This window comes from Halorubrum sp. CGM5_25_10-8B (genome assembly GCF_005435095.1).
GTDB classification, from domain to species: domain Archaea; phylum Halobacteriota; class Halobacteria; order Halobacteriales; family Haloferacaceae; genus Halorubrum; species Halorubrum ezzemoulense.
In genome coordinates, this window is record NZ_SGTY01000013.1 from 41469 (window position 1) to 62964 (window position 21496).

Below are 21496 nucleotides of genomic sequence, written 5' to 3' on the forward strand. Positions count from 1 at the left end.
GGCGGGGGAGGATCCGATGACACGAGAACCACTGAAGATCGGCGTACTGGGGTATCGCTTCATGGGCAGGGCGCACGCGAACGCCATGGCGCGGCTCCCGATGTTCTTTCCGGACGCGCCCGAAATCGAGCGGCACACGCTCGTCGGGCGCGACGAGGCGGCGCTCGCGGACGCGGCCGACCGGTTCGGCTTCGCGCACACCGCGACCGACTGGGAGGCTGCGATAGACGAGGTGGACGTCTTCTACAACCTCGGACCGAACCACGTCCACGCCGAGCCGTCTATCGCGGCCCTTGAGGCCGGGGTGCCGGTGCTCTGTGAGAAGCCGCTCGCGCCGACGCTGGAGGAGGCGGCAGCGATGCGCGACGCGGCGGCCGCGACCGACGTGACCAGCGGCACCGCGTTCAACTATCGGTTCGTCCCCGCGATCTGCCACGCGAAGCGGCTGATCGAGGACGGCGCGCTGGGCGAGATCCGGCAGGTCCGCGGGCGCTACCTCCAGGACTGGCTCGTCGACCCCGAGGCGCCGTGGGCGTGGCGGATGGACGCCGACATGGCGGGATCGGGCGCACTCGGCGACCTCGGCGCGCACACGCTCGACCTCGCGCGGTTTCTCGTCGGCGACCGCGTCGGCGAGTTCGAGCGCGTCGCTGGACAGTTGACGACGTTCGTCGACGAGCGCCCCGTCCACGACGAGGACGGCGGGGTCGCCGAGTACCGCGACGTGACCGTCGACGACGCGTACAGCGCGCAGGTCGAGTACGAGTCGGGCGCGACCGGAACCTTCGAGGCGAGCCGGGTCGCCGAGGGGCACAAGAACGACCACACAATCGCGGTCCACGGGACAAAGGGGAGCCTGAAGTTCTCCTTAGAGCGGCTCAACGAGTTAGAGGTGCTGCGCGAGGGGAACCGCGGCTACGAGACGGTGTTGGTCACCGAGGAGTCGGACCCGTACGTCGACCGTTGGTGGCCCCCCGGCCACGTGATCGGGTGGGAGCACACGTTCGTCCATGAGAACTACGAGTTCCTCTCGGCGGTCGCCGAGGGCGAGTCGTTCGAGCCGTCGTTCGCGGACGGCTACGAGGTCCAGCGCGTGCTCGCGGCGATCGAGCGGGCCGACGAGCGCGGCGAGCGTGTTCCGGTCGAGTGAGGGCTCCGCCTCAGCGTTGAGCGCGACCTCGACACCGAACCGACCTCAGACTCCGACGCCGCCGCCCGGCGTGCTGCCGCCGTTCTCCTCGCTCCACTCCTCTATCGCGGAGTCCTCGCCGTTGTACCTTCCGAGCGTCTCCCGGGTGTCGAACGCGACCGGCTCCCAGACGACCTCGAAGTTCTCGTTACCGGTCGCGTTCGGGACTGGGACCCGATCGCCCGGCCGGACGACGCCGTCGCCGGGCCACGCGCCGAACTGGACGTTCCCGTCCGGGTCCTCGCCGCGGACGTACAGCTCCTCGGCCGGGACCGGCTCGGGCCCGAGCGCGACGACGACGAGCTCGCCGCCCTCCTGTCGCCCCTCAAACTCGGCGTCGGGCGGGGCGACGCCGTCGATGAGGCCGAACACCGCCGCGCCGACGATGGCGAGCAGCAGCACGACGACCCCGACGAGCAGTCCGGTCCCCGCCAGCGGGGTGAACCCTCGCTCGTCGTCTCGGAACGCCACCATTCGGCTGTCACTCCGACACCGCCGATATAAGGGTTTGCGCACCGCGTATCAGCCCTGATAAGAATGAGGCGGTGTGGGGCCCGGCTCGGGACGGACGCGTGGCTGAACCAGCCACCGACGCGGGGTCGAACTGCCCACCGACTCGGGATCGAACCGGAAACGGGTTATTCCGCGCGGCCGAACTCCGACCGTGACGACTCGGATGAGCGACTCGGCGGGCGGACGCCCCCGCGGTCCGCGAGGGATCGCGCGCACCTGGATCGAGGTCCTCGTTCGTCCGCGGCGGGCGTTCGCGAACGGGATCACGCCCGGGGACCAGGCTCCGGCGCTGACGTTCGCAGTCGCGGTCGCCGCCGCGTTCACGCTCGGCCTGATCGCGACCGACTCCGGAGCGGTGCCCGTCGTCGTCCCCTCCTCGCGGCTCCTCTCGGACCTCGTCGTCTTCCTCGTCGCGGTCGCGCTGGCGGCGCCGGTCGGCCTCCACCTGACCGCCGCGGTCGCGACCGTCTCCGTCGTGGTCGCGAGCGTCGAGGTCGCCGACGGGAGCTTCTCGCTGCGCGACCGCGGCGGCGTGAGCGAGACGGTCCAGGTCGTCGCGTACGCGAGTTCGCCGATGGCGCTGGCCGGCCCGGCGATACCCGAACTCAGAGTCCTCTGCGGCGCGTACGCGGCGGTGCTGCTGTTCGTCGGGTTCCGCGCGGTTCACGGGCTGGGCGCGGTCCGGACGGTTGCGGCCGCGATCCCGCCCGCCGCGCTCGGGTACGGCGTCGGCTACCGCGTCGTGGCGGCGGGACGGACGCTGCTCGGCGCCTGACGCGTCGGGCCATCGCGGCGTGACGACCGCGAACCCGCCGCGCTCCGATCGAGTCGCCGAGCCGGCTTTCGACAACCGTTTTAGGCCCGAGACTCTCGGTGTACTCAAATGGGATCCTGTATCATCTGTGGCACCGACGTCGGGGGCGGTCGCGTCTGCGACTCGCACCAAGAAGACGTCGCGTTCGACTTCCGTGGCGACTCTCCCGACGATCTGGTTCCGAGCCGCTTCTACCGGGGCGTCGTCGACGGATACGCCGAGTTCGGCGTGTTCGTCGACCTCGCGCCGGGCGTCACCGGACTGCTCCACCGCTCCGAGCTCGACCGTCGCCTCGACAGCCTCGACTGGGAGCCGGGTGACGACGTGTTCGTCCAAGTGAAAGGCGTCCGCGACAACGGGAACGTCGACCTCGGCTGGTCGATTCGACAGGCCGACCGCGAGTTCCGCGGCGTCCTCGTACAAGAGCCCTCCGGCGAGCACCTCCCCGACGAGGCGTCGGGCGACGACGTCGAAGAGTCCGAAGCTGACGACGACGCTGGCGCCGCGGAGTCCGCAGACGAGGACGAGACGGAAGCCGACGCGGAACCCGAGGCGCCGAGCGAGGAGGCCGAAGAGGCCGATGCGGAGCCGAGTGAGTCCCAATCGACGGACGCTCCTGAAGCGGATGCGGCCGCGGACGAGGGCGTCGGATCGGACGACGCGGACGCGTCGGAGGAGCCCGCGTCCGAGACGACCGCAGAAGACGAGGTGTCCGCGGAGACAGCCACGGACGAGTCTGACGTGGACGAACCGGAGCCCGAGCGCGTGTCGATCACGTCGCTCGGCGACGCGATCGGAGACTCGGTCCGGATCGAGGGCGAGGTCGTCGGCGTCCGCCAGACCGGCGGCCCGACGGTGTTCGAGGTCAGCGACGCGACGGGCGCCGTCGACGTGGCCGCGTTCGTCGAGCCCGGCGTCCGGGCGCACCCGGACGTGGAGGTCGGCGACGCGGTGCGGGTCGACGGGGAGGTCGAGAGCCACCGCGGCGACGTTCAGGTCGAGTCCGAGGCGCTCGTCCTCCTCGACGGCGAGGACGCCGAAACGGTCCGCCGCCGCCTCGCCGAGGCCCTCACCGACGAGGCGCGCCCCGAGGGGCTCCAGCCGCTGGCCGGCGACGAGACCGTCGCCGAGCTCGCTGACGACCTGCTCGACGCCGCTGAGGCGGTCCGCCGCGCGGTCCTCGAATCGCGCCCGATCGTCGTGCGCCACCCGGCGACCGCCGACGGCTACGTCGCGGGCGCCGCGGTCGAGCGCGCCGTCCTCCCGCTGATCCGCGACGAGCACGCGAAGAGCGACGCGGAGTACCACTACTTCACCCGCCGCCCGCTCGACGAGCCGGTGTACGGGATGGACGCGGCCACCAACGACGCGACGCGGATGCTCCAAGACCGCGACCGCCACGACGAGAAGCTCCCGCTCTTCCTCCTCGTCGGCGCCGGATCGACGACCGAGTCCGCCGACGGCATCGACCTGCTGTCGGTGTACGGGGTCGACGCGGTCGTCGTCGACGCCGCGGTTGCCGACCCCGAGACGCGGGACGCGGTCGACACGCTCGTCTCGCCGGAGCTGGCCGACGCCGACGGCGACGAGACGCTCTCGACGGGCGCGCTCGTCGCCTCGCTCGCGTCGGCGATCAACGACGGGGTCCGCGCCGACCTGCGACACTTGCCGGCCGTGAGCTACTGGGCGGACGCCCCCGATCGGTACGTCGACCTCGCGCGCGACGCGGGCTACGACGCCGAGCGCGTCGCCGAGCTCCGCGAGGCGGTCGCGCTGGAGGCGTACTACCAGTCGTACCAGGACAAGCGTGAGCTGATCGCCGACCTCCTGTTCTCGGACGGCGGCGACCTCGCGGCGCACGTCTCCGAGCAGTTCCGGGAGAAGCTGGAGGCCGAGGTCGAGACCGCGGACGCGAACGTCGTGACCGAGGCGGTCGACGGCGTCGAGTTCGCCCTGCTCGACACCGACGGCTACACCCACCGGTATGACTTCCCGCCGACGCCCCTCCTCCTCGACGACCTCCACCGGCGCCGCGCCGACGGCGAGCCGTTCGCGACGGTCGGCGTCGGCACCGACGAGCTGTACGTGCGCACGACCGCGGACGTCTCCGTCCGCGACGTTGCCGACCGCGCGGCCGAGCTTGCGCCGGGCGCGGACATCGCCACCGCCGGCGTCCGCGAGGGGAAGATAGAGTTCCTCTCCGGCGAGCGCGACGCGGTCGAGGACGCCGTCGTCGCCGCCGTCTCCGAGTCATTCTGAGGCGTCACGCGGTCAGCTTTTTCGGACGCGGCGGAGTCAGCGACGCGTGAACGGCCCGGGCGGGAGGATGAGGTCGTCGAGCTCGGGACGCTGTTTCACGTTGAACACGACTGACAGCTCGTCGGTCAGCGGGTAACCGTTACAGGAGAGCCGGAACCCCCGCTCGGCGAGGTCGTCGGGCATGATGTGGTCGGTCGGCTGCGAGAGCTCGCCCTCGGCGAGGTACACCGCGCAGTTCGCGCAGGCGCCGCCGCGACAGGAGAAGGGCCACGCGAAGCCGCTGCGCTCGGCCGCCTCAAGCAGACTCTCGTCCGCGTGGACGAGCAGGCGACCGTGGGCGTCGGGGCCGAGGTCGGCGTGGGCGGCCTTCCGGAACAGCTCGTCGTCCTCGAGCGACCAGCCGTAGTCGACGACCGCCTCGTAGTCGAGGAACTCGACGCGGGTCGACCGCGGCTCGCGCGCGTCGTCGCCCTCGGTGAGGTCGACGTCAGCCGGGTCGGTCCCGTCGCCCGCGTCGCCGTTCCCGTCGCGTTCGGACAGCTCGCGGTAGGCTCGGCGGACGAGCTGGAACTCCTCGATCGAGCCGCCCTGGTCCGGGTGCGCACGCTTCACGCGCTCGCGGTAGGCCCGTTCGACCGCCTCGTCGTCGGCGCCCTCGTCGACCTCCAACACCTCGAACGGGGAAACCATTCAGACGCCTCGCCGTACGCGCGTGACGCACATAAACTGCCCAGAAGTCGGCAGGCGGATCGCGGCGGGAGCCGAAGCGACTGCGGGCCGCGAACCGCCGCCGGTCCCCCCGACCCGTCAGCGTTTAACAGCGACGCGCCCCACTGACGGGTAATGGGAAACGCCGACCTGCGCGACCTCGCGTCGATCCGCGACGCGCCCTTCGCGGAGATCGAGGGGGGCGTCGTTGCCGTCGACGCGCACAACTGGCTGTACCGGTACCTCACGACGACGGTGAAGTGGACGAGCGACGAGAAGTACACCACCGCCGACGGCGTCGAGGTCGCGAACCTGATCGGGGTCGTTCAGGGGCTTCCGAAGTTCTTCGAGCACGACCTGATCCCGGTGATGGTGTTCGACGGCGCGGTCACCGACCTGAAGGCCGACGAGGTAGCGGAGCGCCGCGAGAAGCGCGAGGCGGCCGAGGAACGCCGGGCAGCCGCCGAGGAGCGCGGGGACGCCGTCGAGGCCGCGCGCTTGGAGGCGCGCACGCAGCGGCTCACGGACACGATACAGGAGACGACCCGCGAGCTGCTGGGACTGCTCGACGTGCCCGTCGTCGAGGCGCCCGCGGAGGGGGAAGCGCAGTGCGCGCACATGGCCGCGACGGGGACGGTAGACCACGCCGGCAGCGAGGACTACGACACGCTGCTGTTCGGCGCGCCGACGACGCTCCGTCAGCTGACGAGCAAGGGCGACCCGGAGCTGATGGACCTGTCGGCGACCCTGGAGGACCTCGGCCTCGACCGGCAGGGGCTCGTCGACGTCGCGATGCTCTGTGGCACCGACTTCAACGAGGGTGTCCGCGGGATCGGGCCGAAGACGGCGGTGAAGGCGATCGCGGAACACGGCGATCTGTGGGGGGTCCTCGACGCCCGGGACGCCGAGATCCCGAACGCCGAGGCGATCCGGGAGCTGTTCATGGACCCGCCGGCCGAGGACGTCGCGGTCGACGCCGACGTGAACCCGGACGTCGAGGCCGCCCGCGAGTACGTCGTCGACGAGTGGGGCGTCGCCGCGGGCGAGGTCGAGCGGGGGTTCGAGCGCATCGCCGAGTCGCAGGTCCAGACCGGGCTCGATCGGTGGACCTGACGGGGCGCCGAGGCGGGTGACGGAGGAGCTCGGACGCCGGGGTCGAGGTGGTTCAGACGCCGGGACCGATCCGGCGCTCCGGGCCGCCGTTCCCCGGCTCGACCGCCGCGAACACACCTTTTATTTCCTCGTCGTCAGAAGGATGATTCACACGTGTCGCGGACCGGAACCCGATCGGACCGCGGCGACCCCGACAAATGAGCTTCGACGTTCCCGACGACAGACGGTACTTGGAATCGCACGAGTGGGCGACGACCGGCGGCGACACCGTTCGGATCGGCGTCTCCGACTTCGCGCAGGACGAGCTCGGCGACGTAGTGTTCGTCGAGCTCCCCGAGGTCGGCGACGAGGTCTCCGCCGGCGAGTCGTTCGGCGTCGTCGAGTCGATCAAGGCGGTGTCGGACCTGTACGCGCCCGTCTCGGGCGAGGTCGTCGCGGTCAACGAAGCCCTGTTCGACCGCCCCGAACTCGTCAACGAGGACCCGTACGGCGAGGGGTGGATGCTCGAGGTCGACCCGGCCGAGGGCGGCGACGCCGATGGGACTCTCGACGCCGACGAGTACGACCAGCAGATCGCTTGACCGCGCCGACCCGGATCCGACGACGGACATTCGACACCGCACCCGATCATGACAACGCAACGTTTCGACCGACGAGCCGCGAACCGAGGAGCGAACGACGGCCGGGCGACGGCCCGGGGACGCGGGGGAGCGACCAGATGAGCCGGGCCAACGGCACCCCGTACGCACCGCACACGGACGAGGAGACCGCGGCGATGCTGGCGGCGATCGGCGTCGAGGACGAGGAGGCCCTGTTCGACATCCCCGACCCGGTCGCCTTCGACGGCGACTTCGGCATCGAGCCGCGGACGGAACGCGAGATCCGCGACGAGTGCGCGCGGATCTTCGCGCGCAACGACGACCTCACGGAGTTCCTCGGCCGGGGGCACTACGGCCACTACGTGCCGAGCGTCGTCGACCACCTCGCCGACCGCGCGGAGTTCCTCACGAGCTACACCCAGTACCAGCCGGAGGTGTCGCAGGGGTTCCTCCAGGCGCTCTTCGAGTACCAGTCGATGCTCGTCGAGCTGACCGGGCTCGACGTCGCGAACTGCTCGATGTACGACGCCGCGACCGCGCTCGGCGAGGCCGCGACGCTGGCGGACCGCGTCCGCTCGACATCGGGCGACGTGGTCCTCGTGCCCGAGCAGCTCCGCGAGGGGAAGCGGGCGGTACTGGAGAACTACTGCGACGGCGCCGACATGACCGTCGAGACGTACCCGATGGCGGACGGCACGGCCGACGTCGACGCGCTCGCGGACCGCGCGGGCGACGACGTCGCAATGCTGTACGCCGAGAGCCCGACGGTGCGGGGCTGCCTCGAAGAGCGGCTCGCGGCGATCGGCGACCTCGCCGACGAGACCGACGCGCTGTTCGCGCTCGGCTCCGACGTCGTCGCGCTGTCGGTGCTCGAATCGCCCGCGTCGGTCGGCGCCGACGTGGTCGTCGGCGAGGCCGGTTCGCTCGGCCTGCCGACCAGCTACGGGATGGGGCTCGGCATCTTCGCCTGCCGCGACGACTTCCTTCGGCAGGTCCCCGGTCGGCTCGTCGGGGCGAGCGAGGACGCGAACGGCGACCGCGCGTACACGCTGACGCTCCAGACGCGCGAGCAGCACATCCGCAAGGAGCGCGCCACATCGAACATCTGTACGAACCAGGCGTGGGTCGCGCTCCGGGCGGCGATCCACGCGGCGACGCTGGGGCCCGACGGCCTCGTCGACCTCGCGAACGACTGCGTCCGCGACGCCGAGGCGCTGGCGGCCCGGATCGAAGGCCTGTCGGGCGCGACCGCCCCCGTCCACGACCGTCACCACTTCCGCGAGTTCGTGGTCCACGTCGACCAGCCGGCCCCGGCGGTCGCCGAGGACCTGGAGGCCGAGGGGTTCGCGGTCCACGCGATCGACGACCACCTGCTTCAGGTGTGCGTCACTGACCTGAACGCGGAACGGACGGACGGGCTCGTCGCGGCCTTCGAGGAGGTGCTCTGATGATCCACGACCAAGCGAACTACGAGCGAGACGGCGAGGACGTCCGGGAGCCGCTGCTCTCGGAGAAGGGGCAAGCGACCGTCGACGTGCGCGAGGACTCCCCGCTGCCGGACGACCTGACCCGCGAGGAGCTGACGCTGCCGAACCCCTCGGAGCCGGAGACGGCGCGCCACTACACCCGGCTCTCGCAGATGAACTGGGCCATCGACGCGGGGCCGTACCCGCTGGGGAGCTGTACGATGAAGTACAACCCCAAGTTCACCGAGGACGTGGCGGCCGACCCGAACGCCGCCGTCCACCCCGACCGCTCCGCGCGCTCCGCGCAGGGGAACCTCGAACTCCAGTACCGGCTCCAGGAGGCGCTCGCCGACATCGGGGGGATGGACGCCGTCACGCTCCAGCCGCCCGCGGGCGCGGCGGGCGAACTGACTGGGATCCTCGTCACGAAGGCGTATCACGAGCACCACGGCAACGACCGCTCGGAGGTCGTGATCCCGGCGTCGGCCCACGGGACGAACTTCGCGACAGCGGCGACCGCCGGCTACGAGGTGGTCGAACTGCCCTCCGGCGAGGACGGGCGCGTCGACCTCGAGGCCTTGGAGGCGGCCGTCGGCGACGACACCGCCGCGCTGATGCTCACGAACCCGAACACGGTGGGCCTCTTCGAGCGCGACATCACCGAGATCGCGGAGATCGTCCACGACGCCGGCGGCTTGCTCTACTACGACGGCGCGAACCTCAACGCGCTGCTCGGCCGCGGCCGGCCCGGCGACATGGGGTTCGACGTGATGCACTACAACGTCCACAAGACGTTCGCGACGCCGCACGGCGGCGGCGGTCCCGGCGCCGGCCCGGTCGGCGTCGTCGACGAACTGGCGCCGTTCCTCCCAACGCCGCGGGTCCGCGAGGCCGAGACGGGGTCGGGGTACGAGCGCTTCGAGCCGGACCGCACGATCGGCCGGGTCCACGGCTTCGCCGGCAACTGGCTCGTGCTGATCAAGGCGTACGCGTACGTCGCCCGCCTGGGCGACGAGGGGCTCGCCGACGCGGCGGCGAAGGCCGTCCTCAACGCGAACTACCTCGCCGAGCGGATCGACCTCGACGTTCCCTTCGGCCCGTTCCACCACGAGTTCGCGGCGACCGCGGGCGACCGCGACGCGGCCGACGTGGCGAAGCGAATGCTCGATTTCGGCGTCCACCCGCCGACGACGAAGTGGCCGGAGATGGTCCCCGAGGCGATGCTAACCGAGCCGACGGAGATCGAGGGGCAGTCCTCGCTCGACGACCTCGCCGAGGCGTTCAACCTCGCGTACGCGGACACCGACGAGGCGCTCGACGCGGCGCCGAACCGGACCGCCGCCGCGCGGATCGACCAGGTCGGCGCCGCGCGGGACCCGCGGCTCTCGTGGCAGGCGCTCGACGGGGAATAGCACGCTCGCACACACGCGAACCGACCGGCCGACCCGCGGCCCGGTCGCGCCGGGCCCGTCGACGCAGAACTAGTCGGCGTCGAGCTTGTCGGCGTCGGGCTCGTCGGCCTCAAGCGAGGCCGCCCCGGGGGGCGCGCGCTTCGCCGTTGGCCAGCCCTCGGCGTCCGACGGCGAGTCGAACGGCCCCTCGCCGTCGACGAACCGGCGCATCACCCGTCCCTCGGCGCGGTGGAGCGTCTCGCTGCACGTCGACTTCGCGATCCCGTTCGCCTCGGCCAGCTCCGTGAGCGTACACCGCCGCGGGGTGTCGTAGTAGCCCCTCTCGACCGCCGCGAAGACGAGGTCGCGCTGCGCTTCGGTGAGCGTCCGATCCGGCTCGTCGCCCCCGGTCGCGGCGACGCCGACCGTCACCCCGTCGTCCGCGAGCCGACGCCCGAACGCTTCTATCCGGTCCCGATCGCCGACGACCGTCACCGTGGCGCGGCCGTCGGCGACCTCGACCGTCGACTCGATGGGGAGGCCGACCGCCCGCGCCGCGGGGAGGTAGACGGGGGCGCGGCCGACCACGCGGAGCGTGCGAACGTCGCCGCGGCGCTCGACCGCCGTCACGCGCGCGACGCGCTCGTGGCCCCGGACCATGTTCTCCACGCGGTCCCTGTCGGTGCCGGCGACGCGAACGGTCGCCGCGGTCTCCGGAGCGTCGCCGTCGACGGCGATCGTCTCCGCGATCCGGAGCGTCGCCGCGGGGACGCCCCGCGACGCGTCGGCGAGCCACGACCCGGCCGGGAGGTCCAACCGGAGCACCGTCCGACTCATCGCTTCCACCTCGCTCCACCCCACGGACCCGCCGTCCGGGCGGTCGCTGGTACACGCATCTTCCGTGGGAGTACCGTCCCGACTCCCCTCCGCCTACCGCTTCATACGTTTCGGACCTAAGTACCCCGGGCAGGGACGGGCGGACCGCGGGCCGCCTCGCTCGCCGAAACGTGACCGTCTCGGTCGCCGAAGCGAGGCCGCTTCGGTGGTCGGGCCGACACCGCCGCGACCGCAGCACCGAAGGCCCCGGCGCCCGAGCGCGCTGGCATGGAGACCACGGACGCGTTCGTCGGCCTGACCTGCGTCGACTGCGGGGAGACGTTCGACGCGGAGGCGGCGACCCACCGGTGTCCCGACTGCGACGGCATCCTCGACCCGACGTACGACTACGACCGCGTCGGGCTCACGCCGGAGACGCTCGACGCCCGCCCCGACGGGTCGATGTGGCGGTACGACGAGCTCCTCCCGTTCCCCGCCGAGACCGCGGTGTCGCTCGGCGAGGGGGCCACCCCGCTCGTGGAGTGTCCCGGGCTGGCGGACGCGATGGGCGTGGGGCGGGTCTTGTTGAAAGACGAGGGCGCGAACCCGACGGGGACGTTCAAAGACCGGGGGCAGGCGGCAGCGATGACGGCGGCGCGCGAGCACGGCGCAAGCGAGGTCGCCCTGAACAGCGCGGGCAACGCGGGGCAGGCGGCAGCGGCGTACGCGGCCCGCGCAGACCTCGACGCGCACGTGTTCCTCCCCTCGCGGGCGGGGTTCACCCAGAAGGCGATGACCGAGGTCCACGGCGCGGACCTGACCGTTACCGACCCGGTGGACGGCAGCTCCCAGATCGGCGACGCCGGAGCAGCGTACGCCGAGGCGATGGCTGATAACCCGGATTGGTACTCGACGAAGACGTTCGTCACGCCGTACCGCCACGAGGGAAAGAAGACGATGGCACTGGAGCTGCTGGCACAGCTCGACTGGGAAACCCCCGAAGCGGTCGTCTACCCGACCGGCGGCGGCGTCGGGCTGGTCGGGATGCACAAGGCCGCCCGGGAGGCGAGAGAGCTGGGGTGGACCGACGAACTGGTCCCGATGTACGCCGCGCAGGCCGCGGGCTGCGCCCCGGTCGTCCGCGCCTACGAGTCCGGGGCGGACCGCCACGAGCCGCTCGCGGACGACGAGGTCGACACTGCGTGCAACGGGATCGCGATCCCGGATCCGGGCGCGAGTCACCTCATCTTGGAGGCGGTCCGCGAGTCCGACGGCGGTGCGGTGGCAACGACCGACCGGGAGATCCTCGACGCCGCGGTCGACGTGGCTCGCACGGAGGGGCTCGAGGTGGGCGCGACCTGCGCGGCCGCCGTCTCGGGGGCGTTCGCGCTCGCGGAATCTGGCGAGTTCGGTCCCGACGACACCGTCGTCCTTTTGAACACCGGCGCGGGCAACAAGGACGTGGACGCGCTGCGCGCGCACCTCGGAGAGCGAGAGGCGGCGGCCGCCGAGCGCGACGGAGTCTGAACTCTCGGGCACCTGAGTTCCCAGTCGCCGGGGCGGCTACATCTCCCAGTAGTCGACCGCGTCGTCGATCTCGTGGTAGCCGGACAAGGAGCGCTCGTCGCGGCCGCCGGGCGGCGACCCGACGAAGACGCCGAACGTCTCCGAATCGGGGTACACCGTCACGTCCGGCTCGGTCATCGTCGACAGCGCGAGGTAGCGCACGGGGTCGTCGCCCTCGTTGACGACGCGGTGCGCGCCCGACTCGTCGGCGGCGAAGGCGACGTAGTCGCCGGCCGCGATCTCTTCCGTCTCTCCCCCGTGACGGAGCGTGGCCTCGCCCGCGAGGACGTAGAGCGTCTCCTCGTTGGCGGTGTGGTAGTGGTACGGCCACGACTTCGCCCCGGCGGGGAGCTCGTAGAGGCTACAGCCGATCGCCTCACCGTCGGCCGCTTCGGCCAGTTGCTTCCGGCGGAATCGGGTCCCGCCGCGGTCCGTCTCGCTCCAGTCGAGGTCGCCTTCGTTGACGCGTCCCATGACCCCGGCACTCCGCGGGAGCTAAAAACGGTTCGGGAGACCGCATTCCCGCTCGTCGACGACGGCAGCCCGAGGCCGAGATCGGCTACTGACCCGGGCCCGGGGTCGCCCGGCGAACCGGAACCACTACGGCCGGGCCCCGCCACGCCTCGCGCATGGAACTCGGGGTCATCGGACTCGGGCGGATGGGGCAGATCGTCGCGAACCGGTCGCTGTCGGGGGGCCACGACGTGGTCGCGTTCGACCTCTCGGCGGAGGCGACCGCGGAGGCGGCCGAGAACGGCGCGGAGCCCGCAGATTCGCTCGCGGACCTCTGCGACCGGCTGGACCGGTCCGGCGGCGACGAGGACGCCGGCAAGCGGATCTGGCTGATGGTGCCCGCGGGCGACGCGGTCGACGCCACGCTCGCGGACCTAGAACCGTACCTCGACGGTGACGACGTGGTCGTCGACGGCGGCAACTCCCACTTCGAGGCGTCCACGCGGCGCGCCGCGGATACCGACGCCGCATACCTCGACTGCGGCACCTCCGGCGGCCCCGCGAGCGCGGAGGCGGGCTTCTCGCTGATGGTCGGCGGTCCGGCGTGGGCCTACGAGGCGATGGTACCCGTGTTCGACGCGGTGGCGACCGGACCGGACGGCCACGACCGCATGGGCGAGTCCGGGTCGGGCCACTACGTGAAGATGGTCCACAACGGCGTCGAGTACGCCCTGATGCAGGCGTACGGCGAGGGGTTCGAGCTCCTCGCCGACGGGCGCTACGACCTCGACATGGAGTCGGTGGCGCGCACGTGGAACAACGGCGCGGTGATCCGGTCGTGGCTCTTGGAGCTCTGCGAGGAGGCGTTCCGCGAGGAGGGATCGGAGCTCGGCGACGTGGCGGACCACGTCGCGGGCGGCTCGACGGGGACGTGGACCGTCGAGGAGGCGCTCGAACAGGAGGTCCCGGTGCCGATCATCTACCAGGCGCTCGCGGAGCGGTTCGACTCGCGCAACGAGGGCCGCTTCTCGCGACGGCTCGCGAACCGACTCCGGTACGGGTTCGGTCGCCACGAGGTCGCGCGGCGGTCGGACGAGGAGTGAGGGCGAGCACCCCGCGGACCGCTCGGTCACGGCGCGCTTGAGGACGCTGACTGAGAACCGGGCGCGTTCCGTCCCCGATTATCAGGGCCGGTCACGGCCGAGAAACACTTATGTATGGTCGTGGTAGGTGTTGACACGCATAGAATGTTCGAGCGATTCTCGAGCGGCTACTACCTGGGGGAACTGTACGTGGAACCCCATGACGGCGAGCGCGCCGTCATCCGGCGGGCGGACCACGAACACGTCAACGAGCAGCTGTACGCGGACGGGGACGGCGTCGAGCGACTCGACGCCCCGCTCGTCATGAAAGTCGACGGCGGCCACATCCCGGTCGGCGGCGACGACGACGTACCGAGCGGCACGCTCGCGATTCCGCAGGGACTCGCCGACGAGACGCTCCCGGACCGGCGGAACGTGCTGTTGGCGGACGCGGACCGCGCCGAGACGCTCCTCCGCTGGGAGGGGTGGGAGCCGTTCGTGAACGCGTAGGACGCCGCCGCGTGTCTGAGGGAGTCGCGAACGGCGAAGGCCGCGGCGGTAGCGCCCGGAGACCGATAGGGGCGGGCCCGCGCGTCGAGTCGAACTGCGCGTGGGACCGACCGGCATAGCGACCGCGTAGGCGGGAAATGGTTCGATGTCGGGCCGCGGACGCCGCCGGAGCCGCCCGATCGGGCACTCGTGTTATTATGCCGGTCCGGCTCGTGTCGAACGTATGGCGCTCGCGCTCTCGGCCGGGCTGGTTGCGACCGTCGCGGTCGTCGTCGCGGTCGCGGGCGCCGTCAACGGGGTCGCGGGGTTCGGCTTCGCGGTCGTGGGGACGACGGTGCTCGCGTCGACGCTCGACCCGGCGGCCGCCGTCGCATTCATGATCGTCCCGATGTTCGCGGTGAACGTCGCCCTCGTCGGAGAGCTCACGCGCGAGGAACTGCGGACCTGCGGGGCCCGGTTCGCACCGCTGCTCGTGGCCGCGCTCGTCGGCACCCTCGCGGGGATGGCGCTGCTCGATCGCCTCCCGGCGGCTCCCCTGCGCGTCCTGCTCGGCGTCGTCTCGCTCGGGTTCGTGGCGACCGCGCAGCGCGCGGTCGCGCTCCCGTCGCTGCCGACTTCGGCCGACCGCGAGCGCGCCGAAGGCCCGCTCGTCATGGGGGTCGTGGGCGTCGTCTCCGGCGTCCTGTTCGGCGCGACGAACGTCGGCGTCCAGCTGGTCGCGTTCGTCCGGAGCTTCGACCTCTCGCACGGGGTGTTCGTCGGCGTCGTGGCGCTGGTGTTCGTCGGGATCAACGGCCTTCGCGTCGGGGCCGCGAGCGCGCTCGGACTCTACCCGGACGCCGCGTTCGCGCTCGCGTCGGCCGCCGCCGCGGTCCCTGCGGTCGCCGGCGTCGCCGTCGGGACTCGCCTCCGAGACCGCGTGAGCGAGCGGCTCCGGCGCGGCCTCGTCCTCGGCCTCCTCACGGTCATCGGGCTCCGGCTGATACTCGGCGGCGCGGGCGTCGCCTGACCGGTGTCGCCGTCGCTCCGCCGGAGTCGCCGCCGGTCAGTCGACTGCGGCCTCGATGTCGCGGACGACGGACAGCACCGCCCGCCACTGCTCGACCGTCCCGGGCGGCTCGCGGTCGACGGTCCCGGTCCGGTCGGTGATCGACCGTCGGACCGCCTGCGGGTCGTTGATCCGGCGGAGCTCGAGGTCCGGCCCGCCGGCGACTTCGATCGTGACCGTGCCGTACCCGAGCGCGGAACCGGTCACCGATTGACTGTACGCCGTGTTCTGTACCTGTGCCAGCCCGACGCGGCGGACCTTTCGGCCGAGCACGCCGCGTTTCGACCAGATCGCTCGAGTCGTGACCACGTAGTCGGTCCGTGTGACGCGGAGCAGTTCCCAGCCGGCGATGCCGACGCCCAGCGGGCTCGCCGCGGCGATGCGCGGGTCGACCGCGGCCGCCGCGAGGAGCGCGACGGCGACGGTCGCGACGCCGACGACGCCCCCGCCGAGCGCCGCCGACAGCCGCGGGCGACCCGTCCACACGACGGTCTCGTCGTCGTGCCGAAACCACCAGTCGCCGGTCATCGGTCCTCGCGCGCCGTCTCCGACGCGGTCCGCTCGGCGCCGACGTCCTCGCCGGTCGCGGTCGGCGTCTCGGCGTCGCCGCCGGCACCGTCGTCGGTGACCGCGGAGCGGATCGCGCGAAGTTCGACGAGGATCTCGGCGAGCACGTCGTCGGCGTCGCCGTCGCCGTCGGCGCTGTCCCGCTTTCCGGCGTCGATCTCCCTGGCGATCAGCTCCTGGACCGACGCCGGGTCCGGAATGCTCCGGAACCGTAGCTCGACGCCGGAGCCGCCGGCGGTGCTGACCTCGACCGACCCGTACCCGAGCGACGAACCGATGGCCGACTGCGAGTAGGAGATGTTCTGTACCTTCTCGAACCCGATCTGTTTCACGTCCCGGGAGAGGATGCCCCGCTTGCTGTAGAGCCCCTTGTTCGTGACGACGTAGTTCGTGTTCTTGTACTGGAGGTAGCTCGCGGCGACGATCGGGATCCCGACGAAGACGAGCGACAGGGGAACGCCGACGAGAAGCGCCGGGACGACGCTGTACCTGTGCGGCGTGCTCGCCCAGCGGATCTCCTCGTCGTCGTCGAGCGACAGCCAGTCGAGGTCGAGGTCGGCGGTGACGCCGTTGCCGGTCTTCGGTTCCTCCTGGAGGGACAGAGACGACATATCCCCCGAAGCGTCGGGAGACGCTAAAACGGTGGCGGAGGCGCACCGATCGGGTCACGCGCGAAGCGACGACGTGAACGCGGCGACGAGCGGTCGCGCGGGAGACGGCGGCGGACGGTGGCGCGACGCGCGGACGGCCCGGAGAGCGGCGTCCGTCTCCGCCGCAGACGCACCTTTTACGTCGCGGCGGGTCGCGAATTCGGTATGATCGACAGGCTGCTCGGGCGCGCCGAGCTGAAGGAGCGCATCGAGGAGTTGGAGGAGGAGAAGCGTCACCTCGAACGCCGCGCCGAGGCCGAGGAGGAGCGGCGGTCCGACGCGGTCGCCGACCGGCAGCGCGCCGAGGAGCGCGTGAACGAGCTCGAACACCGGATCGAGTCGTTAGAGGAGCGGCTGGAGCGCGCCGAGGCGACGGAGGAGACGGTCGAGTTCCGCCGCGTGAGCGACCGCAGCGGCTCGCGGCTGACGGACGCGCTCGAGCGGTTCCGGGCCGTCGAGAGCGACGACCCGGAGGGGTTGCTCACGGCGTATGTGCCGGACGCAGACGCGGTCCCCGCGACCGTGTCGGACTGGCTCGGCGACCGGACGGCGCTCGTCCGGCGGGCCGCGCCCGCGGTCGTCCTCGCCGACGACACGGGCGCGGTGAGCGCCGCGTTGACGCCGCCGGTCGAACCCGAACCGTTCGACCGGTGGAGCGACCGGTTCCGGCTCGACGACGCGTGGTTCCGCCCGACCGGCCGGTTCGCGTTCGCCGTGGTCCGCTCGGACACCTTCGCGGTCGGCACCTACGAGGGCGACGAGCGGATCGCATTCGAGGGGTTCACCACCGACGTGAAGGAGGCACACTCGAAGGGCGGCTTCTCGCAGGGGCGATTCGAGCGCCGCCGGGAGGGGCAGATCGACGACCACCTCGACCGGGCCGACGAGGCGCTCGCCGCGGTCGCCGCGGGAGAGGACCTCGACCGCGTGATCGTCGTCGGCGAGCGCAGCGTGCTGGGCCGGGTTCGGGACCGCGCCGACGTCACCGACGTGTCGGACGCAACCGGCAAGCCGAAGGGGGCGCTCGACGACGCGTTCCGCGACTTCTGGCGGGTGCGGATTCGTGCGATCTGAACCGGGGACGCCCGTCCGGCGTCAGAACGGGCTCTCAGGCCCCTCGTCGGGATCGCTGGCGGCCGGCTCGTCCGACGCGGGCAGGTCGCCGATTTCCCGCTCCCACGCCTCGATGCCGCCGCGGAGGCTGTCGACGCGCGCGTCCTGCGTCCCCTCGTAGCTGCCGATGAGCTGGGCCGCCTGCTGGCTGGCGACGCCGTGGGGGCAGACGGTGACGATGCGGTCGCCGCCCTCGAGCTCCGCGATCCGGTTCGTCAGCTCCGGGAACGGGATGCACTCGCTGTCGGGGAGGTGCCCTCGGTCGAACGCGCGCCGGTCGCGGATGTCGACGATGCGGAGCGACTCGTCGGGAGAGCTGTCGCCGCGCTCGTCGAGCAGGGCTGACAGCTCTTCGGGGTCGATTTCGCCGTCCATCAGTGGAGCGGGGCGAGGGTGGCCGTGAGCACGGCTCGGTCGTCGGTGTCGTTGCGGGCGCCGTGGACCGCGCCCCGGGCGTTCTCCACCACTGCCGGGGCCGCGAGCGCCTCTTCCTCGCCGTCGCGGATCACCGTCGGTTCCCCCTCCAGCACGTGGAACACGTTCGTGGCGTCCGCGTGCTCGTGGGGGTCGACGGTCGCGTCCGGGCCGAGGACGAACGCCTTCACGAGCGCGTCGTCGGTGACGACGACCTCCGCCGTCTCGACCTCGCCGGAAGCCGGGTCGAGATCGGCGACCGCCGCCGCGTAGCTGTCGAGCGTCATACCCGCACCTCGCGCGGGACGGGGAAAAATCGCGCGCTCGGGGCGGCTCAGTACGTCGGCGACTCCTCGGGCTCGCCGTCACGCGCGTTCGCGACGCGGCCGAGGGTGAAGAGGAGGTCAGAGAGGCGGTTGAGGTAGGTGACGACCGCCTCGTTGATCGGCTCCGAGCGCGCCAGGTCGACGACGCGCCGCTCCGCGCGCCGGACGACGGCGCGCGCGTGGTGGAGCGCCGCCCCCGCCTCGCCGCCGCCCGGGAGAATGAACGACCGCAGGGGCTCCAGCTCCTCGTCGAACGCGTCGATGCGCTCCTCCAGCAGGTCGGCATGGTCGGGCTCCACCTGCGGGTCGTCCGGGTCGGGGTCGGGGTTCGCGAGGTCGGCCTGAACGACGTGAAGATGGTTCTGTATCGTCTCCAGCAGCTCGTCGATGTCCTCGTGGCCCGTCGGGCGGACCGTTCCGAGCAGCGCGTTCGCCTCGTCGACCGAGCCGTACGCCTCGATGCGGTGGCTGGACTTCGACACCCGGCTCATGTCCCGGAGGTCGGTCTCCCCCTCGTCGCCGCGACCGGTGTAGATGCTCATGCGAGGGTCCTCTCGACGTAGTCGACGATGTTCGCGCTCTCGGCCATCGTCACGCCGCGTCCCTCGTCGACGAGGACGGGGACGCCGCGCTGGCCGCTCACTCGCTTCACCTCGTTCCGGTCGGAGTGGAGCGCTTCCACCCACTCCGTCTCGTACTCGACGCCCGCGTCGTCCAGGGCGTCGGCCGCCTTCTCGCACCACGGACACCCGTCGAGGGCGTACAGTCGAACGCTCATACCGATCGATCGGTCCGCGCGGTCAAGAAGGTGTGCGTCCGACCGCGACGGTGGGGGAGGCCTCGTATCGCAGCCCCGGGCCGCGGGCCGCCCCCTCAGCGATCTCGGTACGACGCCATCGCCTCCCGGTGTGCCTCCGGGATCGGCGTCGGCTCGCCCGTCTCCGGGTCCACGGCGACGAGCGTCGCCTCGGCTTCCGCCGCGACGGCGTCGCCGATCCGGATATCGTGCGTCATCGTCGCGCTCGACCGGCCGAGATCCGCTATCTCGACGCTCACCGCGACCGCGTCGTCGTCGAGTTCGACCGGTCGCCGGAAGTCGATCGACAGCGACGCCAGCACGGTCGACGCCCCCGAGATGTCGAGGTCGAGGACATCGCGGAAGAAGCGCGTCCGCGCCTGCTCGATGTACGTCGCGTAGACGGCGTTGTTGACGTGGCCCATCGCGTCGATGTCGCGGAACCGAACGTCGATGTCCGCGGTGTAGGTCGCCATATCCGACCCACTGGCGGGGATCGTATGTAGGCGTCGGGATCGGCGTCGACCGCGGCGGCGCCGGGCGCCCCACCAACGTATAAAACCGACACGCGCGTACCGGCGAGACATGGACAACGGCGCGATAGACGACGTCGACAGGGCGATCCTGTACGCGCTCCAGGCGGACGCGCGGAACACGTCGTCCGGGGACATCGCGGAGCGGGCCGGCACCTCGGACAGCACCGTCCGCAAGCGCATCCAGCGGTTGGAGTCCGAGGGCGTAATCAAGGGGTACAGCGCCAGCGTCGACTACCAGCGGTCGGGGTATCCGCTCCGGATGCTGCTCTACTGTACCGCGTCGATACCGGAGCGCGGCGAACTCATCCCCGACATCCTCGCGATCGACGGAGTCGTGTCGGTCCAAGAGCTCGTCACCGGCGAGCAGAACCTCCTCGTCACCGTCGTCGGCGAGTCGGACAGCGACATCACGCCCGTGGCGCAGGCGCTCCTCGACATGGGCGTCACCGTCGCCGACGAGGTCCTCGTGCGGACCCACGAGACGACCCCGTTCGGGCGGTTCGACGCCGGGCGGGACGGGGCGGAGGACTAACCGACGACGCGCTCGACGTCGAGCCCGGTCGCCCGCCGGACGACCGCACGGACCGGGTCCTCCGAGCCGGACAGGTTGTCGGAGTCGCCGTCGAGGACGAGAAGGGCCGCCCGCCGCCCGGGCTCGATCGCCCCGCAGTCGAGGTCGGCGATTTCGGCGCCCGCGGCGGTCGCCATTCGCAACACCTCCCGGTCGGTCACGTCGAACCGCTTCGCCGCCGTCGCCATCTCGCGGAACATTGACGGCTGGTTCAGCATGGCGTTGTCGGTGCCGAGCGCGACGGTGGTGTGGTCGAGCAGCTCCCGTATCGGCGGCGTCCCGACATCGAGGACCGCGTTCGCGCGCGGACAGACGGCGATCGGGACCGACTGGTCCGCGACGCGCTCCAAGTGGTCCGGCTCGGCGTGGATCATGTGAACGAGCAGGTCCGGGTCGTAGTCGAGCGCCGGGTGGATGTCGGTCGCGTCCGGCTCGCCCGCGTGGATCGCGAACGGGCGACCGCGATCCTCGCAGGCGGCGCGCTCCGCGGCGAACTCGTCGTCGTTCGCGCCGGAGGCCCCGTAGCCGTCGGCGACGTCGAGGACCGACGGGTCGCCGCTCCCGAAGATGAACGGGTCGACGCCCGTCTCCGCCGCCGCCTCGCGGAGCGCCCGCGCGCCGGCGGGCCCCGACTCGCGGAAGTCGAGCGCGGAGACCGTGCCGGTCCGACGCATGAACCGGAGCGTCCGCCGCATCGCCGACACCAGTTCGTCGCGGTCGGCGGCCGCCAGCCGCCGGTGCTTCAGGCTGTCCGGCGGCGCGACCGCCTCGTCGAGCGACAGGCCGACCGCGGCCTCCTTCGCGACGGAGTCTCCGAGGTGGGTGTGCGCGTTGACGAACGCCGGCAGCACGATGTCCGTCGAGTCGGTGTCCGTCTCCTCGACGGCGTCGATCCGCCCGTCTTCGACGACGACGCGTCCGCGGACGGGCTCGAACGACTCCCCGACCAGGACGGTCCCTGCGAGTTCTCGCATACCGGTCCTCCGGACTCCGAGC

General features: G+C 71.8%; 25 protein-coding genes. 13 read left to right on the top strand and 12 right to left on the bottom strand.

Features of this window, described 5'->3' with window-relative positions:
* Positions 1 to 16 precede the first annotated feature (16 nt).
* Positions 17 to 1150, top strand: coding sequence for a Gfo/Idh/MocA family protein (locus EXE51_RS12785; protein ID WP_049930777.1), 1134 nt, complete (start codon positions 17 to 19; stop codon positions 1148 to 1150).
* Between the two features lie 45 nt (positions 1151 to 1195).
* On the opposite strand, the gene EXE51_RS12790 is transcribed toward EXE51_RS12785, so the two are convergent.
* The gene (locus EXE51_RS12790; RefSeq protein WP_049930779.1) at positions 1196 to 1663 is read right to left on the bottom strand and encodes a type IV pilin; all 468 of its coding nucleotides are present in this window, start codon (positions 1661 to 1663) and stop codon (positions 1196 to 1198) included.
* Between the two features lie 202 nt (positions 1664 to 1865).
* Between EXE51_RS12790 and EXE51_RS12795 the strand changes: the two genes are divergently transcribed.
* Both EXE51_RS12795 and EXE51_RS12800 read left to right on the top strand, forming a co-directional pair.
* Complete coding sequence (locus EXE51_RS12795; RefSeq protein ID WP_089308614.1) at positions 1866 to 2477, top strand: YIP1 family protein; 612 nt, start codon at positions 1866 to 1868, stop codon at positions 2475 to 2477.
* 108 nt (positions 2478 to 2585) lie between these two features.
* Positions 2586 to 4775 (top strand): DHH family phosphoesterase, encoded by a 2190-nt coding sequence (locus tag EXE51_RS12800; protein WP_137692799.1) that lies wholly within the window; start codon positions 2586 to 2588, stop codon positions 4773 to 4775.
* Positions 4776 to 4811: 36 nt separating this feature from the next.
* On the opposite strand, the gene fer is transcribed toward EXE51_RS12800, so the two are convergent.
* Positions 4812 to 5465: a ferredoxin Fer gene (fer, locus tag EXE51_RS12805; RefSeq protein ID WP_137692800.1), complete on the bottom strand. Its 654-nt coding sequence runs from the start codon at positions 5463 to 5465 to the stop codon at positions 4812 to 4814.
* Positions 5466 to 5618: 153 nt separating this feature from the next.
* Between fer and fen the strand changes: the two genes are divergently transcribed.
* The 4 genes from fen to gcvPB all read left to right on the top strand — a co-directional run bounded on the left by fen (position 5619) and on the right by gcvPB (position 10073).
* Entirely contained in the window at positions 5619 to 6596 is a 978-nt protein-coding gene (gene fen / locus EXE51_RS12810) for a flap endonuclease-1 (RefSeq protein WP_086216440.1), read from the top strand.
* 197 nt (positions 6597 to 6793) lie between these two features.
* On the top strand, positions 6794 to 7177 hold the full coding sequence (gcvH, locus tag EXE51_RS12815; RefSeq protein WP_089308611.1) for a glycine cleavage system protein GcvH: 384 nt from the start codon (positions 6794 to 6796) through the stop codon (positions 7175 to 7177).
* A gap of 137 nt (positions 7178 to 7314) precedes the next feature.
* Positions 7315 to 8643, top strand: a complete 1329-nt coding sequence (gene gcvPA / locus EXE51_RS12820) for an aminomethyl-transferring glycine dehydrogenase subunit GcvPA (protein ID WP_137692801.1) — start codon at positions 7315 to 7317, stop codon at positions 8641 to 8643.
* Positions 8643 to 10073: an aminomethyl-transferring glycine dehydrogenase subunit GcvPB gene (gcvPB, locus tag EXE51_RS12825; protein ID WP_094552328.1), complete on the top strand. Its 1431-nt coding sequence runs from the start codon at positions 8643 to 8645 to the stop codon at positions 10071 to 10073. The genes gcvPA and gcvPB overlap by 1 nt, the downstream gene beginning before the upstream one ends.
* Before the next feature lie 69 nt (positions 10074 to 10142).
* On the opposite strand, the gene EXE51_RS12830 is transcribed toward gcvPB, so the two are convergent.
* Positions 10143 to 10889, bottom strand: a complete 747-nt coding sequence (locus tag EXE51_RS12830) for a helix-turn-helix domain-containing protein (RefSeq protein WP_086216448.1) — start codon at positions 10887 to 10889, stop codon at positions 10143 to 10145.
* 267 nt (positions 10890 to 11156) lie between these two features.
* Between EXE51_RS12830 and EXE51_RS12835 the strand changes: the two genes are divergently transcribed.
* Entirely contained in the window at positions 11157 to 12395 is a 1239-nt protein-coding gene (locus EXE51_RS12835; protein ID WP_086219093.1) for a threonine synthase, read from the top strand.
* Positions 12396 to 12431: 36 nt separating this feature from the next.
* Here the strand turns inward: EXE51_RS12835 and EXE51_RS12840 are convergent, their stop codons facing one another.
* On the bottom strand, positions 12432 to 12908 hold the full coding sequence (locus EXE51_RS12840) for a cupin domain-containing protein (RefSeq protein ID WP_137692802.1): 477 nt from the start codon (positions 12906 to 12908) through the stop codon (positions 12432 to 12434).
* A gap of 155 nt (positions 12909 to 13063) precedes the next feature.
* Here EXE51_RS12840 and EXE51_RS12845 point away from each other — a divergent pair, with 155 nt between their 5' ends.
* From EXE51_RS12845 to EXE51_RS12855, 3 genes are all read left to right on the top strand, one after another.
* Entirely contained in the window at positions 13064 to 13990 is a 927-nt protein-coding gene (locus tag EXE51_RS12845; protein WP_137692803.1) for an NADP-dependent phosphogluconate dehydrogenase, read from the top strand.
* Positions 13991 to 14134: 144 nt separating this feature from the next.
* Positions 14135 to 14479 carry a DUF5802 family protein gene (locus EXE51_RS12850; RefSeq protein ID WP_049930796.1) on the top strand — a complete coding sequence of 115 codons (345 nt, stop codon included), beginning with the start codon at positions 14135 to 14137 and terminating at the stop codon, positions 14477 to 14479.
* A 223-nt stretch (positions 14480 to 14702) separates the two neighbouring features.
* The gene (locus tag EXE51_RS12855) at positions 14703 to 15488 is read left to right on the top strand and encodes a TSUP family transporter (protein ID WP_137692804.1); all 786 of its coding nucleotides are present in this window, start codon (positions 14703 to 14705) and stop codon (positions 15486 to 15488) included.
* A gap of 36 nt (positions 15489 to 15524) precedes the next feature.
* Here EXE51_RS12855 and EXE51_RS12860 read toward each other — a convergent pair whose 3' ends face one another.
* The gene (locus EXE51_RS12860) at positions 15525 to 16055 is read right to left on the bottom strand and encodes a PH domain-containing protein (RefSeq protein WP_137692805.1); all 531 of its coding nucleotides are present in this window, start codon (positions 16053 to 16055) and stop codon (positions 15525 to 15527) included.
* A complete protein-coding gene (locus EXE51_RS12865; RefSeq protein ID WP_137692806.1) occupies positions 16052 to 16705 on the bottom strand; it encodes a PH domain-containing protein in 654 nt (217 codons plus the stop codon). Before EXE51_RS12865 ends, EXE51_RS12860 begins: the two co-directional genes overlap by 4 nt.
* A gap of 204 nt (positions 16706 to 16909) precedes the next feature.
* Here EXE51_RS12865 and EXE51_RS12870 point away from each other — a divergent pair, with 204 nt between their 5' ends.
* Entirely contained in the window at positions 16910 to 17818 is a 909-nt protein-coding gene (locus EXE51_RS12870; protein ID WP_137692807.1) for a Vms1/Ankzf1 family peptidyl-tRNA hydrolase, read from the top strand.
* 21 nt (positions 17819 to 17839) lie between these two features.
* Here EXE51_RS12870 and EXE51_RS12875 read toward each other — a convergent pair whose 3' ends face one another.
* From EXE51_RS12875 to EXE51_RS12895, 5 genes are all read right to left on the bottom strand, one after another.
* Positions 17840 to 18232, bottom strand: coding sequence for a rhodanese-like domain-containing protein (locus EXE51_RS12875; RefSeq protein WP_086215398.1), 393 nt, complete (start codon positions 18230 to 18232; stop codon positions 17840 to 17842).
* The gene (locus tag EXE51_RS12880) at positions 18232 to 18558 is read right to left on the bottom strand and encodes a cupin domain-containing protein (RefSeq protein WP_137692808.1); all 327 of its coding nucleotides are present in this window, start codon (positions 18556 to 18558) and stop codon (positions 18232 to 18234) included. The genes EXE51_RS12875 and EXE51_RS12880 overlap by 1 nt, the downstream gene beginning before the upstream one ends.
* A 47-nt stretch (positions 18559 to 18605) precedes the next feature.
* On the bottom strand, positions 18606 to 19139 hold the full coding sequence (locus tag EXE51_RS12885; RefSeq protein ID WP_137690733.1) for a cob(I)yrinic acid a,c-diamide adenosyltransferase: 534 nt from the start codon (positions 19137 to 19139) through the stop codon (positions 18606 to 18608).
* Positions 19136 to 19375 (bottom strand): glutaredoxin family protein, encoded by a 240-nt coding sequence (locus EXE51_RS12890; RefSeq protein WP_049930810.1) that lies wholly within the window; start codon positions 19373 to 19375, stop codon positions 19136 to 19138. Before EXE51_RS12890 ends, EXE51_RS12885 begins: the two co-directional genes overlap by 4 nt.
* A 95-nt stretch (positions 19376 to 19470) precedes the next feature.
* Positions 19471 to 19869 carry a thioesterase family protein gene (locus EXE51_RS12895; protein ID WP_094494565.1) on the bottom strand — a complete coding sequence of 133 codons (399 nt, stop codon included), beginning with the start codon at positions 19867 to 19869 and terminating at the stop codon, positions 19471 to 19473.
* Positions 19870 to 19978: 109 nt separating this feature from the next.
* Here EXE51_RS12895 and EXE51_RS12900 point away from each other — a divergent pair, with 109 nt between their 5' ends.
* Positions 19979 to 20461 (top strand): Lrp/AsnC family transcriptional regulator, encoded by a 483-nt coding sequence (locus EXE51_RS12900; RefSeq protein WP_049930813.1) that lies wholly within the window; start codon positions 19979 to 19981, stop codon positions 20459 to 20461.
* On the opposite strand, the gene EXE51_RS12905 is transcribed toward EXE51_RS12900, so the two are convergent.
* Positions 20458 to 21474, bottom strand: a complete 1017-nt coding sequence (locus tag EXE51_RS12905) for an amidohydrolase family protein (protein ID WP_137692809.1) — start codon at positions 21472 to 21474, stop codon at positions 20458 to 20460. The genes EXE51_RS12900 and EXE51_RS12905 overlap by 4 nt on opposite strands.
* Between the last annotated feature and the right edge of the window lie 22 nt (positions 21475 to 21496).

Bases quoted from the DNA above. Each gene is read 5' to 3' on its own strand.
- EXE51_RS12785 (WP_049930777.1), top strand. From the start codon at position 17: ATGACACGAGAACCACTGAAGATCGGCGTACTGGGGTATCGCTTCATG.
- EXE51_RS12790 (WP_049930779.1), bottom strand. From the start codon at position 1,663: ATGGTGGCGTTCCGAGACGACGAGCGAGGGTTCACCCCGCTGGCGGGG.
- EXE51_RS12795 (WP_089308614.1), top strand. From the start codon at position 1,866: ATGAGCGACTCGGCGGGCGGACGCCCCCGCGGTCCGCGAGGGATCGCG.
- EXE51_RS12800 (WP_137692799.1), top strand. From the start codon at position 2,586: ATGGGATCCTGTATCATCTGTGGCACCGACGTCGGGGGCGGTCGCGTC.
- fer (WP_137692800.1), bottom strand. From the start codon at position 5,465: ATGGTTTCCCCGTTCGAGGTGTTGGAGGTCGACGAGGGCGCCGACGAC.
- fen (WP_086216440.1), top strand. From the start codon at position 5,619: ATGGGAAACGCCGACCTGCGCGACCTCGCGTCGATCCGCGACGCGCCC.
- gcvH (WP_089308611.1), top strand. From the start codon at position 6,794: ATGAGCTTCGACGTTCCCGACGACAGACGGTACTTGGAATCGCACGAG.
- gcvPA (WP_137692801.1), top strand. From the start codon at position 7,315: ATGAGCCGGGCCAACGGCACCCCGTACGCACCGCACACGGACGAGGAG.
- gcvPB (WP_094552328.1), top strand. From the start codon at position 8,643: ATGATCCACGACCAAGCGAACTACGAGCGAGACGGCGAGGACGTCCGG.
- EXE51_RS12830 (WP_086216448.1), bottom strand. From the start codon at position 10,889: ATGAGTCGGACGGTGCTCCGGTTGGACCTCCCGGCCGGGTCGTGGCTC.
- EXE51_RS12835 (WP_086219093.1), top strand. From the start codon at position 11,157: ATGGAGACCACGGACGCGTTCGTCGGCCTGACCTGCGTCGACTGCGGG.
- EXE51_RS12840 (WP_137692802.1), bottom strand. From the start codon at position 12,908: ATGGGACGCGTCAACGAAGGCGACCTCGACTGGAGCGAGACGGACCGC.
- EXE51_RS12845 (WP_137692803.1), top strand. From the start codon at position 13,064: ATGGAACTCGGGGTCATCGGACTCGGGCGGATGGGGCAGATCGTCGCG.
- EXE51_RS12850 (WP_049930796.1), top strand. From the start codon at position 14,135: ATGTTCGAGCGATTCTCGAGCGGCTACTACCTGGGGGAACTGTACGTG.
- EXE51_RS12855 (WP_137692804.1), top strand. From the start codon at position 14,703: ATGGCGCTCGCGCTCTCGGCCGGGCTGGTTGCGACCGTCGCGGTCGTC.
- EXE51_RS12860 (WP_137692805.1), bottom strand. From the start codon at position 16,055: ATGACCGGCGACTGGTGGTTTCGGCACGACGACGAGACCGTCGTGTGG.
- EXE51_RS12865 (WP_137692806.1), bottom strand. From the start codon at position 16,705: ATGTCGTCTCTGTCCCTCCAGGAGGAACCGAAGACCGGCAACGGCGTC.
- EXE51_RS12870 (WP_137692807.1), top strand. From the start codon at position 16,910: ATGATCGACAGGCTGCTCGGGCGCGCCGAGCTGAAGGAGCGCATCGAG.
- EXE51_RS12875 (WP_086215398.1), bottom strand. From the start codon at position 18,232: ATGGACGGCGAAATCGACCCCGAAGAGCTGTCAGCCCTGCTCGACGAG.
- EXE51_RS12880 (WP_137692808.1), bottom strand. From the start codon at position 18,558: ATGACGCTCGACAGCTACGCGGCGGCGGTCGCCGATCTCGACCCGGCT.
- EXE51_RS12885 (WP_137690733.1), bottom strand. From the start codon at position 19,139: ATGAGCATCTACACCGGTCGCGGCGACGAGGGGGAGACCGACCTCCGG.
- EXE51_RS12890 (WP_049930810.1), bottom strand. From the start codon at position 19,375: ATGAGCGTTCGACTGTACGCCCTCGACGGGTGTCCGTGGTGCGAGAAG.
- EXE51_RS12895 (WP_094494565.1), bottom strand. From the start codon at position 19,869: ATGGCGACCTACACCGCGGACATCGACGTTCGGTTCCGCGACATCGAC.
- EXE51_RS12900 (WP_049930813.1), top strand. From the start codon at position 19,979: ATGGACAACGGCGCGATAGACGACGTCGACAGGGCGATCCTGTACGCG.
- EXE51_RS12905 (WP_137692809.1), bottom strand. From the start codon at position 21,474: ATGCGAGAACTCGCAGGGACCGTCCTGGTCGGGGAGTCGTTCGAGCCC.